At 60.0% G+C, this 24,945-nt stretch carries 24 protein-coding genes; 3 read left to right on the top strand and 21 right to left on the bottom strand.

Translation table 11 applies throughout. The annotated features are described in order from the left end of the window. Positions 1-207 precede the first annotated feature (207 nt). From ftsY to ABRP64_RS01350, 7 genes are read right to left on the bottom strand one after another with little or no spacing between them, the layout of a single operon-like run. Complete coding sequence (gene ftsY / locus ABRP64_RS01380; protein ID WP_349865147.1) at positions 208-2,175, bottom strand: signal recognition particle-docking protein FtsY; 1,968 nt, start codon at positions 2,173-2,175, stop codon at positions 208-210. Between the two features lie 54 nt (positions 2,176-2,229). Next, complete coding sequence (gene smc, locus ABRP64_RS01375) at positions 2,230-5,742, bottom strand: chromosome segregation protein SMC (protein WP_349865145.1); 3,513 nt, start codon at positions 5,740-5,742, stop codon at positions 2,230-2,232. Positions 5,743-5,799: 57 nt separating this feature from the next. Beyond that, positions 5,800-6,078 carry an acylphosphatase gene (locus ABRP64_RS01370; protein WP_023022945.1) on the bottom strand — a complete coding sequence of 93 codons (279 nt, stop codon included), beginning with the start codon at positions 6,076-6,078 and terminating at the stop codon, positions 5,800-5,802. Between the two features lie 30 nt (positions 6,079-6,108). Then, positions 6,109-7,611: an alanine/glycine:cation symporter family protein gene (locus ABRP64_RS01365; protein WP_284864403.1), complete on the bottom strand. Its 1,503-nt coding sequence runs from the start codon at positions 7,609-7,611 to the stop codon at positions 6,109-6,111. Between the two features lie 53 nt (positions 7,612-7,664). Further along, complete coding sequence (gene mutM, locus ABRP64_RS01360) at positions 7,665-8,480, bottom strand: bifunctional DNA-formamidopyrimidine glycosylase/DNA-(apurinic or apyrimidinic site) lyase (protein ID WP_284850010.1); 816 nt, start codon at positions 8,478-8,480, stop codon at positions 7,665-7,667. A 3-nt stretch (positions 8,481-8,483) separates the two neighbouring features. Beyond that, entirely contained in the window at positions 8,484-9,254 is a 771-nt protein-coding gene (gene rnc, locus ABRP64_RS01355) for a ribonuclease III (RefSeq protein WP_284769568.1), read from the bottom strand. Then, positions 9,251-9,799 carry a YceD family protein gene (locus ABRP64_RS01350; protein ID WP_349857022.1) on the bottom strand — a complete coding sequence of 183 codons (549 nt, stop codon included), beginning with the start codon at positions 9,797-9,799 and terminating at the stop codon, positions 9,251-9,253. The genes rnc and ABRP64_RS01350 overlap by 4 nt, the downstream gene beginning before the upstream one ends. 151 nt (positions 9,800-9,950) lie before the next feature. Between ABRP64_RS01350 and ABRP64_RS01345 the strand changes: the two genes are divergently transcribed. Next, entirely contained in the window at positions 9,951-10,565 is a 615-nt protein-coding gene (locus tag ABRP64_RS01345; protein ID WP_349865143.1) for a hypothetical protein, read from the top strand. Positions 10,566-10,667: 102 nt separating this feature from the next. Here the strand turns inward: ABRP64_RS01345 and ABRP64_RS01340 are convergent, their stop codons facing one another. Together ABRP64_RS01340 and gdhA are read right to left on the bottom strand one after the other, a co-directional pair. Then, positions 10,668-11,447: an SPFH domain-containing protein gene (locus ABRP64_RS01340; RefSeq protein WP_349857020.1), complete on the bottom strand. Its 780-nt coding sequence runs from the start codon at positions 11,445-11,447 to the stop codon at positions 10,668-10,670. A gap of 239 nt (positions 11,448-11,686) precedes the next feature. Next, complete coding sequence (gene gdhA / locus ABRP64_RS01335; protein ID WP_349865141.1) at positions 11,687-13,033, bottom strand: NADP-specific glutamate dehydrogenase; 1,347 nt, start codon at positions 13,031-13,033, stop codon at positions 11,687-11,689. Between the two features lie 201 nt (positions 13,034-13,234). On the opposite strand from gdhA, the gene ABRP64_RS01330 reads away from it, so the two are divergent. Further along, entirely contained in the window at positions 13,235-14,320 is a 1,086-nt protein-coding gene (locus ABRP64_RS01330) for a glycerate kinase (protein ID WP_349865139.1), read from the top strand. Here ABRP64_RS01330 and ABRP64_RS01325 read toward each other — a convergent pair. Continuing rightward, positions 14,317-14,715: a hypothetical protein gene (locus tag ABRP64_RS01325; RefSeq protein WP_284769562.1), complete on the bottom strand. Its 399-nt coding sequence runs from the start codon at positions 14,713-14,715 to the stop codon at positions 14,317-14,319. The genes ABRP64_RS01330 and ABRP64_RS01325 overlap by 4 nt on opposite strands. 27 nt (positions 14,716-14,742) lie before the next feature. Here ABRP64_RS01325 and ABRP64_RS01320 point away from each other — a divergent pair, with 27 nt between their 5' ends. Then, the gene (locus ABRP64_RS01320) at positions 14,743-15,954 is read left to right on the top strand and encodes an amidohydrolase (protein WP_349865137.1); all 1,212 of its coding nucleotides are present in this window, start codon (positions 14,743-14,745) and stop codon (positions 15,952-15,954) included. A gap of 70 nt (positions 15,955-16,024) precedes the next feature. Here ABRP64_RS01320 and pyk read toward each other — a convergent pair whose 3' ends face one another. The 11 genes from pyk to ABRP64_RS01265 all read right to left on the bottom strand — a co-directional run bounded on the left by pyk (position 16,025) and on the right by ABRP64_RS01265 (position 24,937). Further along, positions 16,025-17,443, bottom strand: a complete 1,419-nt coding sequence (gene pyk / locus ABRP64_RS01315) for a pyruvate kinase (RefSeq protein WP_284769797.1) — start codon at positions 17,441-17,443, stop codon at positions 16,025-16,027. A 124-nt stretch (positions 17,444-17,567) separates the two neighbouring features. Further along, entirely contained in the window at positions 17,568-18,548 is a 981-nt protein-coding gene (lgt, locus tag ABRP64_RS01310; protein WP_284782196.1) for a prolipoprotein diacylglyceryl transferase, read from the bottom strand. 53 nt (positions 18,549-18,601) lie between these two features. Beyond that, positions 18,602-19,432: an indole-3-glycerol phosphate synthase TrpC gene (locus tag ABRP64_RS01305; RefSeq protein ID WP_284784483.1), complete on the bottom strand. Its 831-nt coding sequence runs from the start codon at positions 19,430-19,432 to the stop codon at positions 18,602-18,604. Positions 19,433-19,518: 86 nt separating this feature from the next. Then, positions 19,519-20,154: a TIGR02234 family membrane protein gene (locus ABRP64_RS01300; protein ID WP_349865135.1), complete on the bottom strand. Its 636-nt coding sequence runs from the start codon at positions 20,152-20,154 to the stop codon at positions 19,519-19,521. Continuing rightward, positions 20,154-20,516 carry a phosphoribosyl-AMP cyclohydrolase gene (gene hisI, locus ABRP64_RS01295; protein WP_296087522.1) on the bottom strand — a complete coding sequence of 121 codons (363 nt, stop codon included), beginning with the start codon at positions 20,514-20,516 and terminating at the stop codon, positions 20,154-20,156. The genes ABRP64_RS01300 and hisI overlap by 1 nt, the downstream gene beginning before the upstream one ends. After that, positions 20,513-21,283 carry an imidazole glycerol phosphate synthase subunit HisF gene (gene hisF, locus ABRP64_RS01290; protein ID WP_349865133.1) on the bottom strand — a complete coding sequence of 257 codons (771 nt, stop codon included), beginning with the start codon at positions 21,281-21,283 and terminating at the stop codon, positions 20,513-20,515. Before hisF ends, hisI begins: the two co-directional genes overlap by 4 nt. A 36-nt stretch (positions 21,284-21,319) precedes the next feature. Then, the gene (locus ABRP64_RS01285; RefSeq protein ID WP_296087518.1) at positions 21,320-22,090 is read right to left on the bottom strand and encodes an inositol monophosphatase family protein; all 771 of its coding nucleotides are present in this window, start codon (positions 22,088-22,090) and stop codon (positions 21,320-21,322) included. A gap of 3 nt (positions 22,091-22,093) precedes the next feature. Then, entirely contained in the window at positions 22,094-22,882 is a 789-nt protein-coding gene (gene priA, locus ABRP64_RS01280; protein ID WP_284769554.1) for a bifunctional 1-(5-phosphoribosyl)-5-((5-phosphoribosylamino)methylideneamino)imidazole-4-carboxamide isomerase/phosphoribosylanthranilate isomerase PriA, read from the bottom strand. A 13-nt stretch (positions 22,883-22,895) separates the two neighbouring features. Next, a complete protein-coding gene (hisH, locus tag ABRP64_RS01275; RefSeq protein WP_284849997.1) occupies positions 22,896-23,528 on the bottom strand; it encodes an imidazole glycerol phosphate synthase subunit HisH in 633 nt (210 codons plus the stop codon). Positions 23,529-23,531: 3 nt separating this feature from the next. After that, positions 23,532-24,782: an MFS transporter gene (locus tag ABRP64_RS01270; RefSeq protein ID WP_284849996.1), complete on the bottom strand. Its 1,251-nt coding sequence runs from the start codon at positions 24,780-24,782 to the stop codon at positions 23,532-23,534. After that, positions 24,779-24,937 (bottom strand): CG2302 family histidine operon protein, encoded by a 159-nt coding sequence (locus ABRP64_RS01265; protein ID WP_034659193.1) that lies wholly within the window; start codon positions 24,935-24,937, stop codon positions 24,779-24,781. The genes ABRP64_RS01270 and ABRP64_RS01265 overlap by 4 nt, the downstream gene beginning before the upstream one ends. Positions 24,938-24,945 lie beyond the last annotated feature (8 nt).

Raw genomic sequence — 24,945 nt, 5'->3', positions numbered from 1 at the left:
TTTCGCACCGAATCACTAAATACAGCCCTACCAGATTACCATTGCTCACCAACCCAATCCAGATCACAGTAATTCAGGGCATCCCATGCTCGCGGGGCATACACGCACGGCACATAGGCGGGAGAAAACTCCCCAGCGCCCGCGGCTTTCTCGCTTTTGTAAGCAGCCGGGGTCCTGGGGAGTTATCTAAGCCGGTTGAAGGAGTCCCTATTTCTCGCCTAACAAGGCATCGACAAATCCTTCGACTTCGAATGGCGCAAGATCATCGGCACCCTCACCCAAGCCCACAAGCTTGACTGGAACACCCAATTCTTCTTGCACCTGGAAGACGATGCCGCCCTTCGCCGTGCCATCCAGCTTGGTAAGCACCACGCCGGAAATATCCACAACCTCGCGGAAAATGCGTGCCTGTGCCAGACCGTTTTGACCCACCGTGGCATCGAGGACCAAGAGAACCTCATCAACCTCGGTCTTCTTTTCTACAACGCGCTTGACCTTGCCCAGCTGATCCATCAGGTCGGTCGAGGTGTGCAGGCGGCCGGCCGTATCAACCAAAACGACATCGACCTGCTGCTCCACACCGGTGGCCACGGCATCAAAGGCCACGGAGGCAGGGTCTGCGCCTTCCTTGCCGCGTACGGTTTCGGCGCCCACGCGGCGCCCCCACGTTTCTAGCTGATCGGCTGCTGCGGCTCGGAAGGTATCTGCCGCACCCAGCAATACGCTGTGGTCCATCGATACGAGGACGCGGGCGAGCTTACCGGTGGTGGTGGTCTTACCGGTGCCGTTAACGCCCACGACCATCACGATGGCCGGCTTGCCGTCATTAGGCATCGCGCGAATGGAGCGATCCATTTCTGGGTGGCAGGCCTCGATGAGGCATTCACGCAGCATCGCACGTGCTTCTTCTTCGCTCGACACGCCACGCTCAGCGATCTTGTCACGCAAAGAATCGGTGACCTTCATCGTGGACTTGGTGCCAAGGTCCGCCATGATGAGGGTATCTTCGATTTCCTCCCAGGCGTCTTCATCCAGATCACCGGCGGAAAGGATCCCCATCAGTCCTTGGCCGATGGCGTTCTGGGAACGAGAGAGGCGGCCGCGCAGTCGGCCGAGGCGGCCTCCCGCCGGAGCAATGTCCTCGGTGGGCTGGCCCGTCGCGGCAGGCTCGCCATCTGGTACAGGCGTTTGTTCCTTGGCCGCTTCCGCCGCATCCGTTTGTGCATCGGCTGCAGCTGCGGCTTCTTCGGCTTCCTCGTGGCTATCGACGCGTTCTTCGATGTGGTCTGCGTCTTTATCATCTACCACCGCGTCAAAGACTGGCGATTCATCTTCTACCTCGGCGGCCTCGACGGATACAACGTCTTCTGGGGCTTTTTCTTCATGGTCCGGCTCGCCGCGTTCGCCTGCGCTCGCTGCCGCAGGTTTCTCGGCAGCAGCTGGGGCGGATTGCTCGCTGCCCTTTGCTTCTTTTTCTTCTGCTTCCTTCTCACCAGAAGCAGGTGTGGAAGCCTGCGCGGAAGCCGGTTTATCAGATTGATCCTCTGCCTGATCTGCAGGTTCCTTATCTGCATCATCTGAGGCGGATTCCTGGCGGTCACCAGAGGCTGCAGCAGCAGCGGCGCCGACTCCCCCAGCTGCGGCCGTACCGGCAGCACCCTTACCTTCGGTCTTATCGGCGGCAGGCTTGGACTTGGCTTCCGGAGTGGAAGCAGACTCGGAATCGGCCTTAGCTTCATCGCCAGCGCCGTTGTCTTTTCCTGTGTCCTTATCCTGCTTGGCTGCCTTTTCGGGTGCAGTGCTTTTATCCTTAGCCGGTGCAGATCGCTTGGCCGTCGGCGGCTCTTCATCGTTGAGCTGGGCGTTTGCGATATCGGTGGCGGTGGGCTCCGACTGCTCCGAAGTTTCCGGCTGCTGCTCCTGCTTAGCCTGCTGTGGCTTCTCCTGCGCTACCTTCTCGGGTTCTTTCGCGCCCGCTGGGGCAAAGTTGAAGCCAGACTTCGCCTGGTAATTGCCGGACTTTTGCTCTTGGGTTAACTGCTTGGGCTCTTCTTCCTTGGGTTTCTCGAAAGAAACCTTCTTGGATTCACCGCGCTTTTTGCCAATTGCAATAAAGACGACAATCAGCACAATGACAACGATTGCTATGCCGATCCATAACCATAAAGAATTCATGCCTCTATAGTGCCAGCCTTTCGGGCTTGCGGCACATAAGGGAGGCGAAATCTTTTATTCCGTTGATTGCGGCGCATCAACTCCAAGCCGCGTTGCATCCTGGCTTGCTTGCTCGGCTCCCGGCGCGAGTCCGGCTGGATTCATGCGCTGGGAAATGACCCGGGTGATGCCATCACCGCGCATGGTCACGCCATAAAGGACGTTGGCCACATCCATGGTGGGTTTTTGGTGCGTGATGACAATAAGCTGGGAATCCTTCCGCAACTCCTCGAATAAGGCGATGAGCCGGCGCAGATTGACATCATCAAGCGCTGCCTCGACCTCATCCATGACGTAGAACGGGCTGGGGCGTGCGCGGAAGATAGCCACGAGCATGGCCAGTGCGGTAAGGGATTTCTCACCGCCGGAAAGCAGCGACAGGCGCTTGACCTTCTTACCGGGCGGGCGGGCTTCTACCTCGATGCCGGTGGTGAGCATGTCTTCTGGCTCGGTAAGGATCAACCGGCCCTCTCCACCTGGAAAGAGGGTATTGAATACCTTGGGAAACTCTGCTTCCACATCCCGCCAGGCATCGGTAAATAGCTGCAGGATCTGCTTATCCACGTCCGAAATCACCCCGGCGAGATCCTTCCGGGCTTGGATGACGTCATCGAGCTGCGTAGACAGGTAGCTGTATCGCTCTTCCAGCGCCTTAAATTCTTCCAAGGCCAAGGGATTAACCTTGCCCAGCGAATTCAGATCCTTTTCCGCCTGCTGCAGCCGCGACTTTTCCGCGCTGCGGTCAAAGTCTTCGCCCGGGGTGAAATCGCGCAGCAGGTCAGCGATGGCGATGCCCAGCTGTTCGCCAATCTTTTTCTCCGCTTCATCCAGACGCACCTGCGCCTGCGAGCGCGCCAGTTCTGCTTCATGCGCCCGCGCGGTTAGCCGGTCGCTATTTTGGCGTGCAGCCGAGACCGCCTGCTTGGCCTGCTGCAATTGGGAATTTAAGGAGTTGCGCTCGTGCAAAAACTCATCGCGCTCAGAGGTGGCGCGGGTTAAGAGTTGGTTCGCCCGCGCAGCCAAGTCCTGTGCGTGTCGTGCCACTGTAGCGGCCAATTGGCCCTGTGCCTTGCGGCGGGCCATGGCTTGTTCATGGCGAGCCTTCGCTTGGCGTTCGTGCTGGGCCTGGCGCCGCAGATTATCGGCCTTGCCGGCAACTTGGCCCACGCGCTCTTGCGCCGAGCGGGCGGCAACTTGGGCCTCCATTTCCATGGACTTTACTTCTTCCAGCGCGGCCGAGGCGGCATCCCTATCTGCGGACGAGGGCTCGTCTGGTTGATCCTCGGCGTCGACGCGGGCGAGCCTATCGCGGGCATCGGCAAGCTCTTTATTGGCTTTCTGCAGCCGCACCTCAATCTCGGTGGCGCGCTGGGCGGACTTTTCCAGCTCCGCTTTATTGGCCTCGTACTGCTTTTCCAAGCGGTGGTGATCGCGCTTCCAAGCATCAACCTCGGTATCGTGCTCCCGCAAAGCTGCCTTCGCGGACGCGGCCGTCACGCGGGCATCTTCGGCAGCAATCCTTGCTCCCTCCAGGGTGCCGGAGAGCTCGTCCAGGGCCTGATTGGCTTGCTCTAGCTCCTCTTCGGCCTCCGCGATGCGAGCGGAAACCTCCACGGTAGACGAGGATCCGGTACCGACCTCGACCCACCCTTCGCCAATGACGACGCCCGAAGCGGTCACGGCGCGCAGGCGCGGATCATCGGAGACGAGGCGCCGGCCGTGGGCAATATCGGGGACGAGGACGACATCGGCAAGCAGCCGGTGCAATGCCGTCGAAACCGCAGGTTGGACCGTTATGTGATCCAGCAGCCAGGAGGTCTGCGGCGGAAGATCGGCATCGACGCGCCACGAGCTTGCAGGCGCGGTCGCTGCCGCATCCAGCAGCGCCGAGCGCGGGCCCTTCTCCAAATCCGCAATCAACCCTTCGGTCAGCTGACCCGCCTGTGCTTCAGCGAAGGTGCCCAAGGCGGCCGCAACCGCTGACTCGTAGGTCGTAGAAATGTATGCGGCCAATGGCTGGAATTCCTCACCTACCTCGACCGGCTCAGGGATAGTCTGGGATAGCGTATCGATGCGGGACCGCAGCGTATAGACACTGCGCTCGCGCTCGCGCTGGGCATCGCGGAGCTGGTCCAAGCGCTTATCGGCAGCGCCCGACTCGCTGGCAGCCCGCGTATGCGCTTCCTCCAAAGGCTGGCGCTCCGCAGCATAATTATCCAGCTTCTGCGCTACCTCAGCGGCTTCTGCCTGCGCGTTCTGAGTGCGTTGCTGCAGCGAGGCCACGGCCTCTTCTTGCCGCGCCAATTCCTCTTCCGCGCTGGCCACCTGCCCCGCGGCCTTTTCCTCGGCGGCAAAAAGGCGCACGACGCCCTCGCGGCGGTCCGCAATAGCGCGCACCTGCGCCATATGTTCGTGCTCTGCGGCCTCGAATGCTTGCCGACGCTCCGCTACTTCCTCCCGGATGCTTTCCAACCGCTCCGCAGCTTCTTCTGCCGCTTCCAAGAGCTCCTCGTGCTCCTCGTCCGCACGCGTCGCCTTGGCCTCAAGATCATCCGGATCCTGGCCGGCATAGGCGACCTGGGACCCGGCATTATCCGCCCTCTCCTCTGCGATGCGCTGGGTCGCCGCAATGCGCTCGGACAGGGTGGAGAGATCAAACCACAGTTTTTGGGCGGCTTCTGCCTGCGGGTTGACCTCCTCTAGTTGGGTTTCCAGCTCCATTTGGTGCTCGGTCGCCTCTTCGAGCTGTGCCGTGGTCTCTTCTACCTGGGTGGATAGGGCCGTCGCGGTGCGTTCGGCATCGGAAAGCTTTTGCCGCAAGCCGACGATGCGGTCTCCGGCCAAGCGCAGGCGCGCATCGCGTACATCTGCCTGCACCGTCGCCGCGCGCTGGGCGGCTTCTGCCTGCCGCGCCAACGGCTTGAGCTGTTTTCCCAGCTCATCGGTCAAATCTTGCAGGCGATCCAAATTGGCCTGCATGCCCGTAAGTTTGCGCTGGGCTTTTTCTTTGCGGCGGCGGTGTTTGAGGACGCCGGCGGCTTCCTCGATATAGGAGCGGCGATCCTCGGGGCGCGATTCCAGGATTTCAGAAAGCTTGCCCTGCCCCACGATGATGTGCATTTCCCGGCCAATGCCGGAATCAGAAAGCAGTTCCTGGATATCCATCAACCGGGCCTTTGCCCCGTTGATTTCGTATTCGCTCGCGCCGTCGCGGAACATGCGGCGGGTTACAGAGACCTCGGAGTACTCGATGGGCAGTGCACCATCGGCATTATCGATGGTGAGCGTGACCTCGGCCCGGCCCAATTGCTTGCGGTCGCCTGCCCCGGCAAAAATGACGTCTTGCATCTTGCCGCCGCGTAGGGTCTTTGCGCTGGCTTCTCCCATGACCCACGCAAGGGCATCGACCACGTTGGACTTTCCGGAACCATTCGGGCCGACGACGGCGCAGATGCCCGGCTCAAATTTGAGAGACGTCGCCGACGCGAATGACTTAAAGCCTTTGAGCGTCAGCGATTTCAGGTGCATTTGGGATAGTCTAGCAAGCCGTTAAGACACGAGTTATAGCAAGCATTGGGTTGGCTATTAGCGCTCGACAAAGCCGCTTTCACCCTTCGCAGCCGCCCACTGCTCAACCACGAGATCGACGCTTCCCGGACGGCGGGTGGTGCTCGGTTCCTCTTGCAACAGTTCCAAGAGCTTCTCACACTCGGTGCGCGGGCCCTCAGCAACAACCTGCACGCGGCCATCTGCCAGGTTGGTCGCATGCCCAGCAAGGCCTAGTTCCAGGGCGCGCGAGCGCGTCCACCAACGAAAGCCCACTCCTTGCACGTTGCCGTGCACAAAGGCGGTCATTCTTTCCATGTCACTGCACCTTCCTCATTAATAGCGATATTAATAGCGATCGGTCTCGCCGCGATCGCGCAAGATTTTGCGATCAGCATCGCTGCGGCGGGTCACGGGATCAGAGCCGTCCCAGCACTCCACGCCGGGCACATCCGGAAGCATATCGCGGTGGAAGACCGGATCGATTCCCTTACTGCGCTGCTCGTTGAAGTTCTTTAGCAATTGAATGGCCACGCCGGATAGCGGGACAATGGCGATGATATTCAGGATCACCATCGTCGCCGCACCGGTATCCGCCAAGGCGAAGACCAAGGGCAAAGAACCGACGGCGCCGAACCAAACGAAGAACAGCACCACGAGGCGGAAGATTTGCAGCACCGTTTTATTGGTGGTGAGGTATTCCAGGTTGGCTTCAGCCAAGTAGTAGTTGCCCAAGATGGAAGAAAAGGCCAAGAAGAACAAGATGAAGCTGACGAAGTGAATTCCCCAGTGGCCAACCTCGGCGGACAAAGCCGCCTGCGTCAGCGATACGCCCTCTGCCTCTTCGCCGTAGGCAACTTCCGGGCCAAGCAGGATCAGGAAGGCGGTAATGGTACAGACCACGATGGTGTCGAAGTACACGCCCAGGGTCTGCACCAAGCCCTGCTTTACCGGGTGGGAGACGGTGGCGGTAGCCGCCGCGTTAGGGGCAGAACCCTCGCCGGCCTCATTAGAAAACAGGCCGCGCTGGATACCCTTCATCATCGCGATACCGATACCCGCGCCGGCGATTTCTTTAAAGCCGAGCGCATGGCCGATGATATCTCCCAGCATGCCCGGGACCTTGTCAAAGTTCGTAATGACCACAAAGCCACCGATGAGCAGGTACGCCAGGGCCATAAACGGAACGACTACCTGAGTAATGTTCGCAATGCGCTTCACGCCGCCGAAAATGATGAGGCCCGCGGCAATCGCGATGATGATGCCAACGATAGATCCAAAGGTGGCATCGTCTTCGCGGCCGAAGGAAAAGGCCACGGCCTCAGCGATCGCGTTGGTCTGGAAAGAGTTATAGACCAAGCCAAAGGTAAAGACGATGGCAATAGAGAAAAGAACGCCGAGCGGGCCCCAGCCCAGGCCGCGCTTCATGTAGTAGGCCGGCCCGCCGCGGTACGTATCGCCATTGCGGACCTTCCACAGCTGCGCCAGGGTGGATTCCACAAAGGCGGTCGCGCCACCGAGCAGGGCGATGATCCACATCCAAAAGACGGCGCCAGGCCCACCTACGGAGATGGCCACCGCGACGCCGGCCACATTGCCGGTACCCACCCGCGATGCCGCAGAAATGGTAAATGCCTTAAACGCGGAGATTCCCCCACTTCCTGCGCCCTCATCCTCATCGTCGCCTTTGGGGCGCTCGACGACGGCGCGCAGCATATCGGGTACCTTGCGAATCTGCACCACCGCGGTGCGAGCGCCAAATAACAGGCCTGCGCCGATGAGCAGCCAGGGCAGGATGTATGTCCACACGCCATCGTTAAATGTCGTGACGACATTTTCGAGAAATTCCATGCGAATTAATTTACTGCCTAAAGGTGCACAACGTGAATCTCACGGGTGCAGGCTTATTGACAGTGGGGGCAATAATGGCTCGAGCGTCCCCCGATTACACACCGCTCAATAGGTGTGCCGCAGCGGGAACATGGCTGGCCAGCGCGGCCATAGGCGGCAAGCGAGCGCGCGAAATAGCCAGATTCACCATTGACGTTAACGTACAAAGAATCAAAGCTGGTTCCCCCCGCTTTGAGGGCGGCCGACATCACGGTCTGCGCCGCGCTTAATAGCGCCACCGCGTCTTTCTGACGCAGCACAGAAGCCTTCTTGCGCGGTGAAATACGTGCTGCCCACAGCGCTTCATCTGCGTAGATATTGCCAATGCCAGATACCAGCGTTTGATCCAATAGCGCCGTTTTTGCCGCGGTTTTCTTCTGCCGCAGGCGGCGCGCGGCGCTGGCGATATCAAAATCGGGTTCCAATGGATCCAAGCCGATATGCGAAATCTTGGACCACGGCGCATACAGCCAGTATCCAAAGGTGCGCTGATCCACGAAGTGCAGCTCGGTGCCATCGCTGAGCTCTACCGTGATGCGGCGATGCGGGGAGTCGGTGTGGCCGATGCGCAGCTGCCCCGACATGCCTAGGTGAATAAAAAGCACGTCGCGGTGGCTATCCATCGGGTCCTCCCCCACGAATTCCAGCCACATGAATTTGCCACGGCGGGCGACCGCGGCGATTTCCTTGCCCACTATAAGGCCCGCGAGCGGCTCATCTTGGCCGCGGTTCGCCCGCGGGTGCGCAATGTCTACCGCCGTAATCTCTTGGCCCACGACGTAGGTTTCCACCCCGCGGCGCACCGATTCTACTTCGGGCAACTCTGGCATTATTTAGCCTTCTTTATGAGCGGTCCCTTGCACCAGCAACGGGGTTTCGCGCAGGGTTTGGCATGCCTCTTGCGCGGCCTGCTGTTCCGCTAATTTCTTATTGTGGCCCTGCCCGTGCCCCACGGTCAGCCCGGCGACGGTGGCAACCGCGCTGAAGGTTTGATCGTGTTCTGGGCCGGTAGCGGTTGCCGAATACACCGGCATGGGTGCCTTCAGCTCGGCACACAGCTCCTGCAAGGTGGTCTTCCAGTCCAAGTGGCGGCCACTGACGGAGGCATTATCGATCTTTTCCGCGAAGAGGCGCAGGATCACATCGCGGGCGGTTTCAAAGCCGTGCTCGCGATAAATGGCGCCGAAAATCGCCTCGGTGGTATCCGCAAGGATGGAATCCTTATCGCGCCCACCGGTGGACTGTTCACCCTTGCCCAGTAGGATATGCGGGCCTAGGTTGATTTCACGCGCGACATCGGAAAGACCATAGCGCGAGACGATGGACGCGCGCATCTTAGAGATATCGGATTCGGGGCGCGATGGATACGTCACGTATAGTTTCGCGGCCACCGATAGCCCTAAGACGGCATCGCCCAAAAACTCAAGGCGCTCGTTATTAGGCAGGTGCCCGTTTTCATTGGCAAAAGAACGGTGCGTGAGCGCCAAGCGCAGATTGTCCGGTTCCAGGGCAACGTCGAGCGATTCCAAGAGCGGGGTGTGATCGACCGCCGCAAAGGTAGCTTCCCACGCCTCTTGCCCCGTTAGCTTCTTCTTGCGGCTCATAGGAATTTCTCCAGACCTGCCCAGCGCGGGTCTATCTTCTCCTCTTCCTCTTCTTCCCCGGAGATTCCGGTGGTCACACCCTCTGGGGTCTGGATATCGCAGCCGTCTTCGCAGACGGGGGCGAAGGGAAGATTCAGGCCTGCTTCATCAATAACCGCCTGGAGTAGATCCAGCTCATCGTCTTGTATTTCGGGGATTTCATCGCCCGATCCGGCATCGTCAGAATCGGCGTCATCGCCGCTGACAAAGGACTCATCGGCGGCAAAGACCTGGGTCACATGCAAATCCAGCTGCGGGTGGAGCTCTTTTAAGCAGCGCGCACACTCGCCCGTGAGAACGCCCGAGATATCCGCATCAACCAGAACGCCTGAACCCAGCGGGGTCAGGGTCGCGGCAACGGTGAGATCTTCGCCCTTAGGAATGGCGATCATTTCCACGCCAATCCTTTCCGGTGCAGGCCCCGTCTGGGTGCGTTGTTCCGGCATTGCGTCAGCGCCTTGGGCGTTTAATAATTCGCCCACATCGAACTTCAATGGAGATGTCATAACAGTTGGTAGTCTACCCTGCCTCGCAAACTCCGCGTAGTTGCTGGCACCGCCGCATTTTCTGGCAAGAAACTGAAGGTTTGGGCATAAAGCGCTATGGCTTGCCGGTTTTCCCTTATCCTGCAGGCCGCAGCCGCCTTAGCCTGAAAGCATGACTTACAACTTGGCCGCGGCCTCAGGAGATTTGAGCGCCATCGCTCCTAGATTCGGAGTGTTGTGCTGCCTTCCCGCCACCTTCTTGGTCATCTCTGGGGCAGTCCTCCATCGCCTGCCCAAGGCCGACCACTCTGGCATCTACGGCGACAGGGGCCTGCGCCTTTCCTCCGCCCTCATCCTCAGCATGTGCGCGGGACTGATTGCCGGCGCGATTTTGGTCATCCCTTCCGGACTCGACCTCACGGTGCTTACCGGTGCCCTAGTGTTTTCGGCCAGCGCCGCCGCCATCACGTGGCTTTCGCGCGAAGCCCTTGCCTGCGCACTGGTTAGCGTCGGCGCCATGTTCCTGACCGCGGGCGCGGTCATTAGCCTCAGCGCGATGTTTTTCCCCCAAGACTTTATGAGCGGCTCGATGACCTCGCTCACCTCCTACTTCACCACGGCCTTGGTCACCTTCCTCTTCCCCGGCCTGGTCAGCGCGGGAATCGTGGCCTTCGTGGCGGTCCAGAGCCAGCGCCCTCACCCCACTACACATGCTGTTGATGCCTCGCTTGCCGATGCCCCCTCCTCCCCCACGCCGCACCACTCCAACTCGCGCAGCTCGGTCTAGACTCCCACAGGCACAATAAGTCCTGCTACACGGTGACGCGATTTGAACAAATCACCCGTGCAGCAGGACTTTCTTAAGCGTCGTGCCTTGTAATTTAAGCCTTTAGCGCTCGGTATAACGGCGCTCGTAACCGTCGTCGCCGCCATAGCGTGCAGCACCGGTACCACCGGTAGCACCACCGCGGGGTGCGCCAGCGTTTGTGGACGGCAGGTAGTCGCCGCCGCGAGAGCGCACGCCGGCCCCACCGCGCAGCGCGGAACGATCAGAGTTTACGGTGCGCAGGAGGCCGCTGAGGGAGCTTTCAAATTCGCTGAGCTTGCTATCTACAAAGTCATCGCACTCCGTGCGCAGCCGGTTGGATTCGGTGTATGCGGTTTCCACGATCCGGTTGGCTTCTTCGTTGGCGCGGCGAACGACTTCAGATTCGGAAACCAAACGCTCTTGTTCTTGGCGGCCCTCCGCCACCGAGCGCTCGTATTCCTCGTTTGCCTGCGCAATGGTGCGGTCTGCATCTGCGCGGGCTTGCTCAACCGTGGCCTGGGCGCGCGCCTCGGCATCGGCCACCAGCCGTTGGGCATGTTCTTCTGCCTGCGCGACCGTGGTATCTGCCTCTTGGCGCGCCTGGTTCACCATGTCAGTGGCCTCCGCAGACGCCTCATTAATGGTGTTATCTGCGCGCTCTTCGGCGCCGCGGATAATCTCGTCTTGCTTGTCTAAAACGTCCTGCGCGTCGTCGATTTCTACGGGCAGCGCGTTGCGCAGGTCATCGAGAAGCGCCAGCATCTCATGGCGGGGGACCAAGCAATTGGAGGTCATGGGAAAGCCAGAAGCCTGCTCCAAATGCTGAACTAATTCATCAAGGGATTCAAAGACACGGTACATGCTGGGAATTCTACAACGCAGCACCCTGCATTGTGTGGAGGGCGCGCCTTGGATCCTCAGGCCGGTGCAACGAAGGCCAAAGCCCTCTGAGTTCGATCCGTTTCCCGTGGGCGATTAACCCATTTTCCCTCCACATACCCGCGGCACAGGCGCATACGGCCGCCGAGTCCTCGCAGCAATGCAGAAACTCCCCACCTCCTCGCGGATGCGGAGAAATGGGGAGCGTGGGTTAAGGGAGTTTAGATAACGCCCTGTGCCAGCATGGCGTCAGCCACCTTCTTGAAGCCGGCGATATTGGAGCCAGCCACGTAGTCGCCTTCACGGTCGTATTCCTTGGCCGTGTTGTCGATGTTTTTGAAGATGTTGCTCATGATGCCGCGCAGGCGGTCATCGGTGTACTCGAAGGACCAAGAGTCGCGGGATGCGTTCTGCTGCATCTCCAGTGCGGAGGTTGCCACACCACCGGCGTTGGCAGCCTTGCCGGGTGCGAAGTTGATCTTGGAGTCCTGGAATACGTGTACTGCATCCGGCGTAGACGGCATGTTAGCGCCCTCTGCAACGTAGCGGACGCCGCCCTCGACGAGCTTCTTAGCGGATTCGCCGTCGAGCTCGTTCTGGGTTGCACACGGAAGTGCAACGCCTGCCTGGACATCCCAGATGTTGCCACCTTCGTGGAACTCCACGCCGTTGCCAGCTTCCTTGGCGTAGGTGGAGATGCGCTCGCGGCGAACTTCCTTGACATCACGAAGCAGTTCAACGTCCACGCCATTCGGGGTGGAGATGTAGCCGGAGGAGTCAGACATCGCTACGACGGTAGCGCCCAATTCCTGCGCCTTTGCGGCGGCGTAGATGGCAACGTTACCGGAGCCAGACACGATGACCTTGGCGCCGTCGAAGGACTCGCCGTGGGTCTTCATCATTTCTTCGGTGATGTAGACGGCACCGAAACCGGTCGCCTCGGTACGTACCAAGGAACCGCCCCAGGTCAGGCCCTTGCCGGTCAGGACGCCGGACTCGTGCTGCGTGGTCAGGCGGCGAAATTGGCCGAAGAGGAAGCCGATTTCGCGGCCGCCGACGCCGATGTCTCCGGCAGGAACGTCGCGGTACTCGCCGATGTGACGGTGCAGCTCGGTCATAAAGGACTGGCAAAAGCGCATAACTTCCTGCTCAGACTTGCCCTTCGGGTCAAAGTCGGAGCCACCCTTGCCGCCACCGATGGGCAGGCCGGTCAGGGAGTTCTTAAAGATCTGCTCAAAGCCCAAGAACTTAATAATGCCCAGGTTTACCGAGGGGTGGAAACGCAGGCCACCCTTGTACGGGCCGAGCGCGGAGTTGAACTGCACACGGAAACCGCGGTTGACCTGCACCTCGCCGTTGTCATCAACCCATGGGACGCGGAAGATGAGCTGGCGCTCCGGCTCGCACAGACGCTCAACCAGACCGTAGTCTGCGTAGTGTGGGTCCTTATCCAGGACGATCTTGAGCGAATCCAGCACCTCGGACACCGCCTGGTGGAATTCCGGTTCACCGGCGTTGCGCTTGAGTAGCTTGTCGTAGTACTCAGAAATCTGGCTATCAACAGACATAGTGTATAAATCCCATTCTCGTGGAGTTTGACTAGCAGGAACTAGTTTCCTATCAATCTACCGATAATGCAAGTACAATTATTTCTCACTCCCCCACTTACCCGCTTTTACCTGCGACAATAAAGTTAAATATTTTCTGTAGAACGTTCGGATTCCTAGCAAAAAGCCGCCGCGCGGGTCGCGGGCTTTATAATCGCGGGCATGCATATTGTTGTCGCGCCTGACTCTTTTAAAGGTACCGCTTCTGCCACGGAAGCCGCAGCCGGAATCGCCAATGGAATCCGCCAGCACTACCCCAACGCCACTGTCACCACCTTGCCGATGGCCGATGGCGGGGAAGGCACCGCCCAAGTGCTGGCCCAGGCCGCCGCGGCGGGCGGGCAGGAAACCCAGACCATTACCCTGCCCACAACGGATGCGGTGGGGCGCTTGACCGAGGCGCAGTATTTCCTCGCTGGGCACACGGCTTTCATCGATGTCGCCGCAGCCACTGGGCTGCCCGCGGTCCGCGACGCGCTCGATCCCCTCCACGCGGATTCTTATGGCACGGGCGTGCTGCTTGCCGATGCCCAATCCCGCGGCGCCACCTCCATCGTGCTCGGCCTTGGCGGCACGGCCAGCATTGACGGCGGTATGGGCATCCTTGCAGCCCTTGGCGCCGCCGCCCACGACGCACGCGGCTATGCCCTACCCAAGGGCGGTGCCCCGCTGGTGCAGCTCGATTCCATCGATACCGCGCAATTAAATATCAAAGCGGGCATGGTTGATTTCACGCTCTTGGCCGATACCCGGGCTAAGGCCATGCAGGCTGCCACCATGTACGGGCCACAAAAAGGCGCAGAGGGCGAACAAATAGCTCTGCTTGCCGGGGCACTGCTCCAATTGTGCAAGGTCACCGGCACAGATCCAGAGACGGAATTTACCGGTGCGGCAGGCGGCATTCCCATCGGGCTTACCTGGCTTTCTCGCACCCTATGGGGCACCGATGAGCACGCCCACGTCGTTTCTGGCGGGGCCCACGTGGCGAAGGCCCTCGGCCTCGCGGATGCCATTTCTCAAGCAGACCTCGTCATCACCGGGGAAGGCGCCTTTGATGAGCAATCCTTAACTGGCAAGGTCGTCGGCACCGTCGCGGACTTGGCGGCGGAGTCCTCTACCCCGGTCGGCATCATTGCCGGGGCCATCAATCAGGACACCGAGCACTTCACCGCGGAGCTAGACCAAGAAGGTGGGATGCCGGAGCAGCTGGCTAGGGCTGCCCGGGACATCGTCAAGCAGCTGGGCTAAGGGCGAATCTCGACCGTCCACGGAAAGATGGCCGGGCGCTCATGTGCCAATTCATCTTCCAGCAGCACGTGGTCCTTGGGCAATACAGCGTGCGGCGTGAGCAAGCGCGACAGCACCATAGCCAGCTGGTTCACAGATCCGGTCGCCCCCTCCACCGCAATGTTGTAACGGTGGGCGTGCGCGCCTTCTAAATCGCGCTCTTCATGTTCATCGCGATAATTTTGCTGCAGCTGTTCCTCCAAGCCCTCAGGGAATTGGGGATCTGCTGGGCGAGTAACCTCGGCGGAGGCAAGCGATCCGCCCGCTACCAGCTTATCGGTGGCAGTGGTAAAAATTTCCTCCACGCGGTCCGCTTGCTCATCTGGAACCAATACATCGAATTGAATAGTCGGCATATAGCTGACCCTACCCTAACCAAAGGGATGAAAACTATGTCTTATTGCACAAACATCGCTTCCGTGGTCCACTCTGCGGATACTGACCTGGCGTGGCAACGGGATTTTTACGAAGATCTGCACCGCCACCCCGAGCTCTCCCACGAGGAGGAACGCACCGCGGCGCGCATCCGCGCAAAGTTGGCGGCGTTTGATTGCGAAGTAGAAGAAAACATCGGCGGGCACGGCATGGTTGCCATTTTCCGCAACGACGATGGCCCCACCGCGCTTATGCGCGCCGATTTCGATGCCTTGCCGGTCAAGGAAGCCACCGGCGTGGAGTATTCCTCGACTAATGACTACATGCACGCCTGCGGGCACGACATGCACACCACCGCCCTGCTCGGTGCCTGCGCGCTTCTCGATGCCTCCCGCGACACTTGGGCCGGCACCTTCCTTGCCCTGTTCCAGCCGGCGGAGGAATCATCCATGGGCGCGAAATACATGATCGCCGATAACCTCACCGAGCGCGTGCCACGCCCCGATATTTGCTTAGGCCAGCACATCATGCCTGGCCGCGCCGGCACCGTCCGCCACACCGCCGGCCCCATCATGGCCGGCTGCGATTCCCTGCGCATCCGCATCTTTGGCAAATCCGCCCACGCCTCCATGCCGCATAATTCCATCGACCCGACCTATACCGCGGCGATGATCGTCACTCGGCTCCAGGCCATCGTCGGCCGCGAGGTAGCCCCGCACGAGTTCTTCGTCATTTCTGTAGGCGAGCTGCATTCCGGCGATAAAAATAACATCATCCCGGATTCCGCCGAGCTCGTGCTCAATACCCGCTTCTATGATCCAGCCCTGGCAGAAAAGGTCTATGCCTCCTTAGAGCGCATGGTAAAAGCCGAGTGCATGGCCTCCGGCTGCGAAAAAGACCCCACCTTCGAGTACTACGCGCACGGCGAGGTCACCGATAATGATGCCGCCGCATATTCGCCCATCGACGAGGCCTTTACGGCCACCTTCGGAGAATCATCCGCTACCGCCTCGCCCTCGACCGCTTCTGAAGACTTCTGTTACCTCCCGCAGGCATGGGGCGTGCCGTACGTCTTTTGGCACGTAGGGTGCACCCCAGATGCCGAATTGGCCGATCCCCCGGTCAACCACCAGGCCAACTTCCTGCCGGATTACGAGCCCACGGTCAAGGCCTCCACCCAGGCCGCCCATGCAGCGGTGCTGGCGTACCTGGGCGCTTAACTCAACATAAAAAATCCGCCGCGTCCCCCTTTTCACTGGAGTGTGGGGGCGCGGCGGATTTTTCAGTGCGCTAGTCCTTGATAGTTTCTCCCAAAATGTGGCACTGAATCATGTTGGTATTGCCGGAGATTCCCGGAGGGGTACCTGCAACGACGACAACCAAGTCATTCTCGTCGTACTCGTCCAAGTCCAGCAAGTACTTATCGATGGCCTCCATCATCTCATCCGTGGACTTGACGTCAGGGCTCAAGAAGGTCTCTGCACCCCAAGTCAGCGCCAGCTGGGAGCGCACATCTTCATTCGGGGTAAATACCAGCAGTGGCAGGTCAGAGTGCAGGCGGGCAACACGCTTTGCGGTATCGCCGGAAGAGGTAAAGGCAACGATGGCCTTGGCGTTCAGGCGCTCTGCAATATCGCGGGCGGAATAGGACATCACGCCGCGCTTGGTGCGCGGGACGTGCGCCAGCGGCGGGACCTGGCCATCGGTCTCGGAGCGCTTGACGATGCGCGACATGGTCCGCACGACGTTGTGCGGATCCGCGCCCACGGAGGTCTCGCCGGACAGCATTACCGCATCGGCGCCGTCGAGCACAGCGTTGGCCACGTCGGAAGCCTCCGCGCGGGTCGGGCGGGAGTTCTCAATCATGGAATCCAGCATCTGGGTGGCCACGATGACCGGCTTCGCGTTCTCGCGGGAAATCTGGATAGCTCGCTTCTGGAAGAGTGGCACCTCTTCCAGCGGAACCTCGACGCCCAAGTCACCACGGGCAATCATCACGGCGTCGAAGGCCAAGATGATGGATTCGAGGGCATCGACGGCCTCCGGCTTTTCCAGCTTGGCGATGACCGGCACGCGGCGGCCTTCCTCGTCCATGATCTCGTGGACCTTGTCGACATCGGCAGGCGAACGCACGAAAGACAGCGCAATGTAGTCCACACCGAGTTGCAGGGCAAAGCGCAGGTCCTCAATGTCCTTCTCAGACAGCGCCGGCACCGAAATGCTCATGCCGGGCAGGGACACGCCCTTGTTATTGGATACGGGGCCACCCTCGGTGACCTCGCACACCACGTCATTGCCGTCTACTTCCTTGCAGACGACAGCGACCTTGCCGTCATCAATAAGCAAGCGATCGCCAGGCTTTGCGTCTTCTGCCAAGCCCTTGTAGGTGGTGGATACGCGGTCGTGGGTGCCTTCTACATCGTCTACAGTGATGCGGACGATTTCACCGTTATCCCATTGCTCTTCGCCGTTCTTAAAGCGGCCGAGGCGAATCTTAGGGCCCTGGAGATCGGCCAAGATACCTACGTTCCGGCCGGTCTTTTCGGTGGCTTCGCGGACCCACTTGTAATTGGCTTCGTGGTCCGCATGCTCGCCGTGCGACATGTTAAGGCGCGCGACGTTCATGCCGTCTTCTACAAGGCGCAAAATTCCGTCCCCGCTAGCTACCGCGGGGCCGAGAGTACAGACAATTTTGGTTCTTCTATCCAACATTATTGGCCTATTCCATCGGGGAAATTGAACAACCCCCAACCTACTCCCTCGCGCGCCGACAGGCCACAATTTTTTGGCGCCTTAACTAGGGCAATCGGACACGATCACACATAACCGGTCATTAGCGGCCGCTTGCTGTACCCGAGGTGCCTTGAGCACGCGCTGTTCCCACGCGTTTCTCGTCTTCCTCGACGCCGTTTTCCGCAGCACTCTCGGCCTGCTCGCGGTAGTAACGCGGGTCGACTTCTGCTGGGGTTTCGGGGCCCTTGCGCTGCCTGTCCAGCAAGAAGAAGACGATGAGACCGGCGATAAAGACAACGGCGGAGACGATGAGGTTCACACGGACGCCAAAAATTTCGGTGGCTTCGTCAGATCGCATGCCTTCGATGAAAAAGCGGCCCAGCGTGTAGCCCACGACGTAGAGGGCGAATACCCGTCCGCGGCCCAGCTTCCATGCTTTGTGCGCCCACAACAGGAACAGGCACACCAGCACGTTCCAGATGAGCTCATACAAAAACGTTGGGTGCACTGAAGCGATCACCTCACCGGTAGAGTGCCCGGAAACCGGTGCGTATTCCCCCGCTTCATCGACGCGGTAGTAAATATCCAGCGCCCACGGAACGTCGGTCGGCCGGCCGTAGAGTTCCTGATTAAACCAGTTACCCAGCCGGCCAATGCCCTGGGCAAGGATGAGGCCAGGCGCCACCGCGTCCGCAAACGGTGCCAGGGGGATCTTCTTAATCCGAAACATTACCCACAGCGCTACGGCGCTTAAGGCGACCGCGCCCCAGATGCCGAGACCACCATTGGTGACCTTGAGGGCATCGACGGGATTGCAGGTATCGCAGAAGTACTTCTGGTTATCCGTGATGACGTGATAGATCCGCCCGCCCACGATGCCCGCGGGGATAACGACGATGGTTGCATCCCACACGGTATCGGGATTGCCGCCCCGGGCTGTGTACCTCTTCAACGTCATCCACATACCCACGAGGATGCCGGCGATGATGCACAGCGCATACGCATGGATTGGAATGGAGCCAAGATGCCACACCACGCCCTGCGGCGGAGAGGGAATATTTGCAAGATTCTGAGTATGCACGTAGATAGTGTGCCTTATCAGCGTGCCCTTGAGCTAGTTTGGGGTGATTTTTCCTAGGGACTTTTACGCGAGGGGCAGGCTGGGTGTTGGCCCGCAGCCACCAAAGAGCGTGCCAAGGCGGTGGGATCCTGGGCCGCCATGACGGATTCGCCGACCAGTACCGCATCCGCTCCGCGGGAGGCATAGTGGAAAAGGTTGCGGGCATTATTCACCCCGCCCACGGCGATGCGCAGGAGCGATTCCGGCAGCCCCGGGGCAATATCATTGAAGGCCTCCCGGTTGATCTCATCCGAGGCAAGGGACCACGCATTGATCGCGATGACACTGCTGCCGGCCTTGATGGCGCGGTTGACCTCCCCGCAGGTTCGCACCTCCACGATGGCGGTCATCCCCAGCGATTCCGCGCGGTCCAAGAGGGCTTCCAATCGAGCTTGTTCTAAAAGCTCGACCTGCAGCGGGATCGCATCGGCACCAAAGCAGCGGGCCTCGTGAATCTGGTACGGATCCACGATGAGATCGCGCGCCATCATCGGGATATCGATAGCAGCGCGCGCGGCCGCCATATCCTCAAGCGATCCGTTAAACCGCCGCGTATCCGTCTGGCAGGCCATCAAATGCACGCCGCAGTCCTCAAAGGTGCGAGCCCATTCGGCCATCTGCTCGGCCGAGCCCACGTGGGCGATTTCTCCGGTATAAGGAACGGCACGTTTAAGCTCAGTAATGACTGAACAACCGGGTTTTAAAAGGGCCGCGCGGGCATCGCGGGGAGGCTCCATGTCCCGTGAGCGCGCCTTAATATCTTGGAAAGAAACGCGGGCTTCGCGCGCGGCGACATCCTCTAACACCCCAGCGACCAGGTGATCGACGGCAATGGGTGTGGGCATGAGCACCTCCCTCCAAGCGCGATTAAAATCACACTTAGATTAACGCTATTCGGGGCGTTTCCGGAAATTGTGCTGCGCGAACGGGGCTATTTACGGCTCACATCAGTCGGGTCGATATCGCTATCGAGCGCGTCCCACATCACACGGCCGGAATCGGATGAGGTCTCCAAATCTTCCGCCAGTTTTTCTTGGCGGGCGGCAGGGGTTTCGTATTTGCTCGACGCCTTGACCTTGTCCTTGCCTGGGTTCTGGGCCAAGAGTACGGCGCCGAAAAATGCCAGTGCGGCCCCGATAATGGCGACGATGGGGCCGAGCTTGGTGATCTCCGTGGAAATGACGGTCGCCCAATCAGAAATTGCGGCAGAATCCACCGCGTTTTCATTTGCAGACGCGCCTTGCAATATTTTTTGCGCGCGCTCGGCATCGGCGCCGCTGGTCAGCAGGCTAATAGGACTCCACGCGGCGCCTGCGGCGGCGAGGGCGCACACGATGGCCACGATGCGGCGCCCCGTTCGGCGCAACGCTAGGCCCGCGAGTACACCGGCGAGGAGGACCAGCGTCAAGGCCATAAGCTCTAGGGACCAGGCGGACCCTACGATCTCATTGGTTGCTGAGCCTGATTTATCGTCCTCGCTTACCGCTTTTACCCAGGTGCTGTGGGAAGAAAACCACAGCACTGCCGTGCCCACCGCGATAAGGAGTGGGCCAAGTCGCCTCGTCATTAGGAATCATCCCCTAAAAGAACTGTCGCATCGAAGCAGGTCCGGTCGCCGGTGTGGCACGCGGCACCGCGCTGACGCACGGTCAGCAAGATGGTATCGCCATCGCAATCAAGGCGCACACCAAGCACCTCCTGCGTATGTCCTGAGGTCTCGCCCTTAATCCAATACTCGCCGCGCGAGCGCGAGAAGTACGTGCCCTTGCGTGTGGCCAGCGTGTGGGCCAGCGCGTGGTCATCCATCCAGGCAAGCATCAGCACTTCGCCGGAATCGGCCTGGGCAATGGCTGGCACGAGCCCTTGCTCATTGCGCTTGAGCAGCGCAGCTATCTGTGGGTCTAGTTCAAAGTCTGCGGGATTGCTCATCGGCGCACCTCGTAGCCAGACTCCGCCAGGGCCTTTTTGACCTCGCCAATTTCTACCTCCCCAAAGTGGAAAATGCTGGCGGCCAGGACGGCATCGGCACCGGCTTCAACGGCGGGTGGAAAGTCCGCTGCCGCGCCCGCTCCACCGGAGGCAATGACGGGAATATTCACCGTTTCCCGCACCACGCGCAAGAGTTCGAGGTCGAATCCGGCCTTCGTGCCATCTGCATCCATGGAGTTTAAAAGGATCTCCCCTACGCCCAGCTCGGCGCCGGTCCGGGCCCATTCCACTGCATCGATGCCAGCCGATGTCGTCCCGCCGTGCGTCGTGACTTCAAACCCCGACGGTGCATGCGGCGCGTCGGTGCGCCGTGCGTCCACGGATAAAACGATGCACTGCGAGCCAAAGACTTCTGCCAATTCGCGCAGCAGGTCGGGATTGCCTATCGCGGCGGTATTGACCGATACCTTATCCGCGCCAGTGCGCAAGAGCTCGCGGACATCGTCAACGCTGCGCACTCCCCCACCCACGGTGAGGGGGATAAAGACTTGATCGGCGGTGCGGCGTACCACATCGAGCATGGTGGACCGGCCGTGCTTGGATGCGGAGACATCAAGAAAAGTCAGTTCGTCTGCGCCCAATTCTTCATAGCGTGCGGCTAATTCCACGGGGTCTCCTGCATCGCGCAGGTGAGCAAAAATCACGCCCTTGACTACGCGGCCTTGATCCACATCAAGGCACGGGATTATGCGAACGGCTACAGCCATGCGGGGCTTACTCCTTCACAGGTCGGTGGGGTGGGATTAATTTGTGTGGTGAGATAGGATTTCCAGGATTGTCTCGTGCACCTGCGGGGTACCAGAGACCATACCCCGCGACTTCACGGTCCACGGATTGCCCTCCGGATCCGTGACGATGCCTCCGGCTACCTTGATAAGGAGCGCTCCCGCCGCGTTATCCCACGGGTGTGGCGAGAAATTGACGGCACCGTCAAAAACTCCCTGGGCAACGAAGGCATTATCTAGCCCCACTGAGCCCGTGATGCGTGGGCGCAAGCCGGTTTCGCGCAGCTCGTGGAATGCCGCGGTGGGCAGGTTGGAAAAACACCCCACGTGCCCACGGGCATCATCGAATTCTGGGGACTCCTCCCCTCCACCGAATCCGCCGGATGGTCCACCCGCAGAGCGCAGCGGCGATCCATCGCTGGCAACCAAGCGCCTGCCTAAAAGAGGAAAATCTGAGATGGCCGCAACCGGCTGGCCTTCGTGAACTAAGGCAACCAAGATACCGGCCATGGGATTGCCCGCGGAATAATTTGCGGTGCCATCGATTGGATCGACCACCCACACGGTGTCATGGATGCTTCCGCCGGATTCCTCCCCATAGACCGGGATACCGGTCATCTGCTGCAAGATTTCGCGCAGCTGCTTTTCGATGGCCAAGTCCACCTCTGTGGCGAAATCGCCCCGGCTCTTAAAGTGAGCCGGTGGCGCCCCGATGCCGGATCGAAAGATGGGTTCGACTTGGTCAACGGCCGCCTCCGCGAAGGCCACCAACTCGCGCGGATCCATCATCGTTTACTCTTCCTCGGGGTCATAAGGATCGATGGGCACCTCTGCGGGAAGCGGCTCTACCTCTGCCACCGCCGCTAGCGCCTCATTCAGGCTGAAGTTTCCCTCATATAACGCCTTGCCAATGATGGCCGAATCGATGCCCTCATTTTCATACCGGGCCAGCTCGCTAAGATCTGCCAGGGAGGAAATGCCGCCGGAGGCGGTCACCTTGGCATCGGTTGCCATAGCTACCTCGCGCAGTAATTCCACATTGGGCCCAGTCAGCGTCCCGTCCTTGGACACGTCCGTAACCACAAAGCGTTGACACCCAGCGGCATCGAGGCGCTCGAGTACCTCCCAAAGATCCCCGCCATCGGAGACCCAGCCATTGCCCTTTGTGCGCCACTCGCCATCTTCTAAGCGCACCGCCAAGTCCACGGCAACTTTCTCGCCATACTTACCAAGGATCTTTTCTATCCACTCTGGGTTTTCTAAGGCGGCGGTGCCAATATTGATGCGGTTCGCGCCAGTGGCCAGCGCGCGCTCTACCCCGGCATCATCGCGGATGCCGCCGGTTAGCTCGACATTAATGCCGAGTTCTTGGGTAATCCCCGCCATCTGCTCGTGGTTGGAACCGCGATTAAAGGCAGCATCGAGGTCAACAAAGTGCAGCCACTGGGCGCCTTGGCGCTGCCACTCGAGTGCGGCGTCCCGCGGGGCGCCGTAGACCTTTTCGGTGCCGGCTTCTCCCTGATCCAAGCGCACGGCTTTTCCGCCGGCGACATCGACTGCGGGCAAAAGCGTAAAAGTCATGGTTTCATCCTACCTAGAGAGTCTGCATCCAGTTTTCCAATAGCTGCGCGCCCGCATCTCCGGATTTTTCGGGGTGGAATTGCGTAGCCCAGAGAGCGCCATTTTCCACCGCCGCCACGAAAGAATCCCCGGCGTGCGTGGACCAGCTCACCAGCGGCGGGCGGGTAATGACGGTTTCTAATTCCCAGCGGCGAACGCCGTAGGTATGCACGAAATAAAATCGCTCGTCGGCATTAAGTCCAGCAAACATAGCGCTGTCATCCGGCATCTCGACGGTATTCCAGCCCATATGCGGCAAAACGTCGGACTGCAGGCGCTCGACCGTCCCTGGCCATTCGCCGCAGCCTGTGGAGTGGATGCCGTGCTCGACGCCGGCATCGAAAAGCACCTGCATGCCCACACAAATGCCCATGACCGGCCGCTCCCCTGCTAGGCGCTGGCCGATGACCCTTGGCCCATTCACTGCCCTAAGCCCTTTCATGCAGGCATCGAACGCGCCCACGCCGGGAACCAGCAGACCATCCGCCTCGAGGGCCTGATAAGGATCCGCCGTGACGGTTACCTCCGCCCCGACACGCTCGAGGGCACGCTGGGCGGAGCGAATATTGCCCGCGCCGTAGTCCAATAACACCACTGATTTTGTCATGGGCTATACCTTACGCATTCGACGCAATCGGGTGCGGATATCGTTGGTCTCGCTGATGCGAGTCCGGCCCAGGATGAAGTCCACCGTGGTCAAGAGCAACCCGGCGATAAGGATCGCAACCCCCGCTCCGAAAGCACCGTCGTATCCGTAGCCTGCCACCATGGCACCGAGCAGGGTCGAGCCCAAGCCGGTGCCACTATCGTAGAAAATATTCCAAATGGCCGAAGCCTCTGAAACCCGCTCGCGGGGCAGCCGGTCAAACATGGATAGCAAGGCCTCGTTTTGCGCGATACCGAATGCGCCACCAAAAAGAACGGCGCCGAGCACCAGCCACCAGATGGAGCTTTCCATAAATAGGGTCAGGGAAATCGTCCCGACGCCGATGATCGCCATGATCTGGCTTGGAATGTACAAGCTACCTGGGGCCCCCGTGCGGTCTGCGACCACGCCGGCGAAATACCGAAAGATCATGGCCGCGCCGCCCACGATGGAAAGCATGACACCGGCTAGGCTGGCGCCCTTTGCGGCATCGAGCTCCTGCATTGCGGGGGACAAGAAAGAGGAAATGGCGCCGTAGCTCATGGAGAAAGTGGTCAAGGCCAGGGCCGGGACCAATACCAGCTTCCAGGTGGGAACGCGGATGATATTGACTTCCTCGTCATTATCCTCGGCCAAGGTGACCTTGATCTTGGGAATGCGCAGGCACATAGCAAAGCCCAAGAAGCCGATGAGACCGGCGGTGATATAGGTAGAGGCGTACCCTAGCGAATCCGCCATGAACAAGCCGAGCGGCAAGAAGATCATCTGCCCCAAGCCTGTAAATACACCAATCATGCCGGTGGCCTTGCCCAGCAGACGCACCGGGGAGAGCTCTGCAATCAGCGCGGATTCGGACACGGTGAGGGCACCGAAGCCCACCCCGCGCATGGCGGAAAATAGCAAAACGATCCAGGCGTCGGTGCCCAGCAGGTGGCCAAAGGCCGGGACGCCTAGGGTAAAAGCGGATAGCGCCATCACGCGCCGGTAACCCCAGCGGCGCAAAAGCCACGGGGACATGATCTGCGTGGCTACGGTAAAAGCCATGAAGATACCGGTGGATCCACCCGCCAAGGTCGCGGAACCGCCAGAATCAATGACGGCCAGCGGCACCACGGGAAGCAGGATGGACCAGGCGCCAAAGGCGGCTGCGATGGCTACCATCGTCGGCGTATAGCCGGGCACCTTCCAAATATTGGTCTCTTGGGACTCGCTCATTTACTAAAGCCTCCAACCATCCAGGCGATGGCCGCGGCCACGGTAATAACGGCTAAAAGCGCGGCGACGACCGTAAAAAACTTCGAGTCCTGCTGATACGCGGACCAAGCCCCTCCTACCAAGAGGCCTGCCACCAAAAACAGGATGAGGATCATAAACTGCA

It is taken from the genome of Corynebacterium sp. KPL4015 (assembly GCF_040225725.1).
GTDB lineage: Bacteria > Actinomycetota > Actinomycetes > Mycobacteriales > Mycobacteriaceae > Corynebacterium > Corynebacterium rhinophilum.
This window is presented reverse-complemented; position numbering and strand designations above follow the sequence as displayed.

Coding starts and splice junctions, on each gene's coding strand:
- ftsY (WP_349865147.1), bottom strand. CDS start 2,175: ATGAATTCTTTATGGTTATGGATCGGCATAGCAATCGTTGTCATTGTG.
- smc (WP_349865145.1), bottom strand. CDS start 5,742: ATGCACCTGAAATCGCTGACGCTCAAAGGCTTTAAGTCATTCGCGTCG.
- ABRP64_RS01370 (WP_023022945.1), bottom strand. CDS start 6,078: ATGGAAAGAATGACCGCCTTTGTGCACGGCAACGTGCAAGGAGTGGGC.
- ABRP64_RS01365 (WP_284864403.1), bottom strand. CDS start 7,611: ATGGAATTTCTCGAAAATGTCGTCACGACATTTAACGATGGCGTGTGG.
- mutM (WP_284850010.1), bottom strand. CDS start 8,480: ATGCCAGAGTTGCCCGAAGTAGAATCGGTGCGCCGCGGGGTGGAAACC.
- rnc (WP_284769568.1), bottom strand. CDS start 9,254: ATGAGCCGCAAGAAGAAGCTAACGGGGCAAGAGGCGTGGGAAGCTACC.
- ABRP64_RS01350 (WP_349857022.1), bottom strand. CDS start 9,799: ATGACATCTCCATTGAAGTTCGATGTGGGCGAATTATTAAACGCCCAA.
- ABRP64_RS01345 (WP_349865143.1), top strand. CDS start 9,951: ATGACTTACAACTTGGCCGCGGCCTCAGGAGATTTGAGCGCCATCGCT.
- ABRP64_RS01340 (WP_349857020.1), bottom strand. CDS start 11,447: ATGTACCGTGTCTTTGAATCCCTTGATGAATTAGTTCAGCATTTGGAG.
- gdhA (WP_349865141.1), bottom strand. CDS start 13,033: ATGTCTGTTGATAGCCAGATTTCTGAGTACTACGACAAGCTACTCAAG.
- ABRP64_RS01330 (WP_349865139.1), top strand. CDS start 13,235: ATGCATATTGTTGTCGCGCCTGACTCTTTTAAAGGTACCGCTTCTGCC.
- ABRP64_RS01325 (WP_284769562.1), bottom strand. CDS start 14,715: ATGCCGACTATTCAATTCGATGTATTGGTTCCAGATGAGCAAGCGGAC.
- ABRP64_RS01320 (WP_349865137.1), top strand. CDS start 14,743: ATGAAAACTATGTCTTATTGCACAAACATCGCTTCCGTGGTCCACTCT.
- ABRP64_RS01305 (WP_284784483.1), bottom strand. CDS start 19,432: ATGCCCACACCCATTGCCGTCGATCACCTGGTCGCTGGGGTGTTAGAG.
- ABRP64_RS01300 (WP_349865135.1), bottom strand. CDS start 20,154: ATGACGAGGCGACTTGGCCCACTCCTTATCGCGGTGGGCACGGCAGTG.
- hisI (WP_296087522.1), bottom strand. CDS start 20,516: ATGAGCAATCCCGCAGACTTTGAACTAGACCCACAGATAGCTGCGCTG.
- hisF (WP_349865133.1), bottom strand. CDS start 21,283: ATGGCTGTAGCCGTTCGCATAATCCCGTGCCTTGATGTGGATCAAGGC.
- ABRP64_RS01285 (WP_296087518.1), bottom strand. CDS start 22,090: ATGATGGATCCGCGCGAGTTGGTGGCCTTCGCGGAGGCGGCCGTTGAC.
- priA (WP_284769554.1), bottom strand. CDS start 22,882: ATGACTTTTACGCTTTTGCCCGCAGTCGATGTCGCCGGCGGAAAAGCC.
- hisH (WP_284849997.1), bottom strand. CDS start 23,528: ATGACAAAATCAGTGGTGTTATTGGACTACGGCGCGGGCAATATTCGC.
- ABRP64_RS01270 (WP_284849996.1), bottom strand. CDS start 24,782: ATGAGCGAGTCCCAAGAGACCAATATTTGGAAGGTGCCCGGCTATACG.
- ABRP64_RS01265 (WP_034659193.1), bottom strand. CDS start 24,937: ATGATCCTCATCCTGTTTTTGGTGGCAGGCCTCTTGGTAGGAGGGGCT.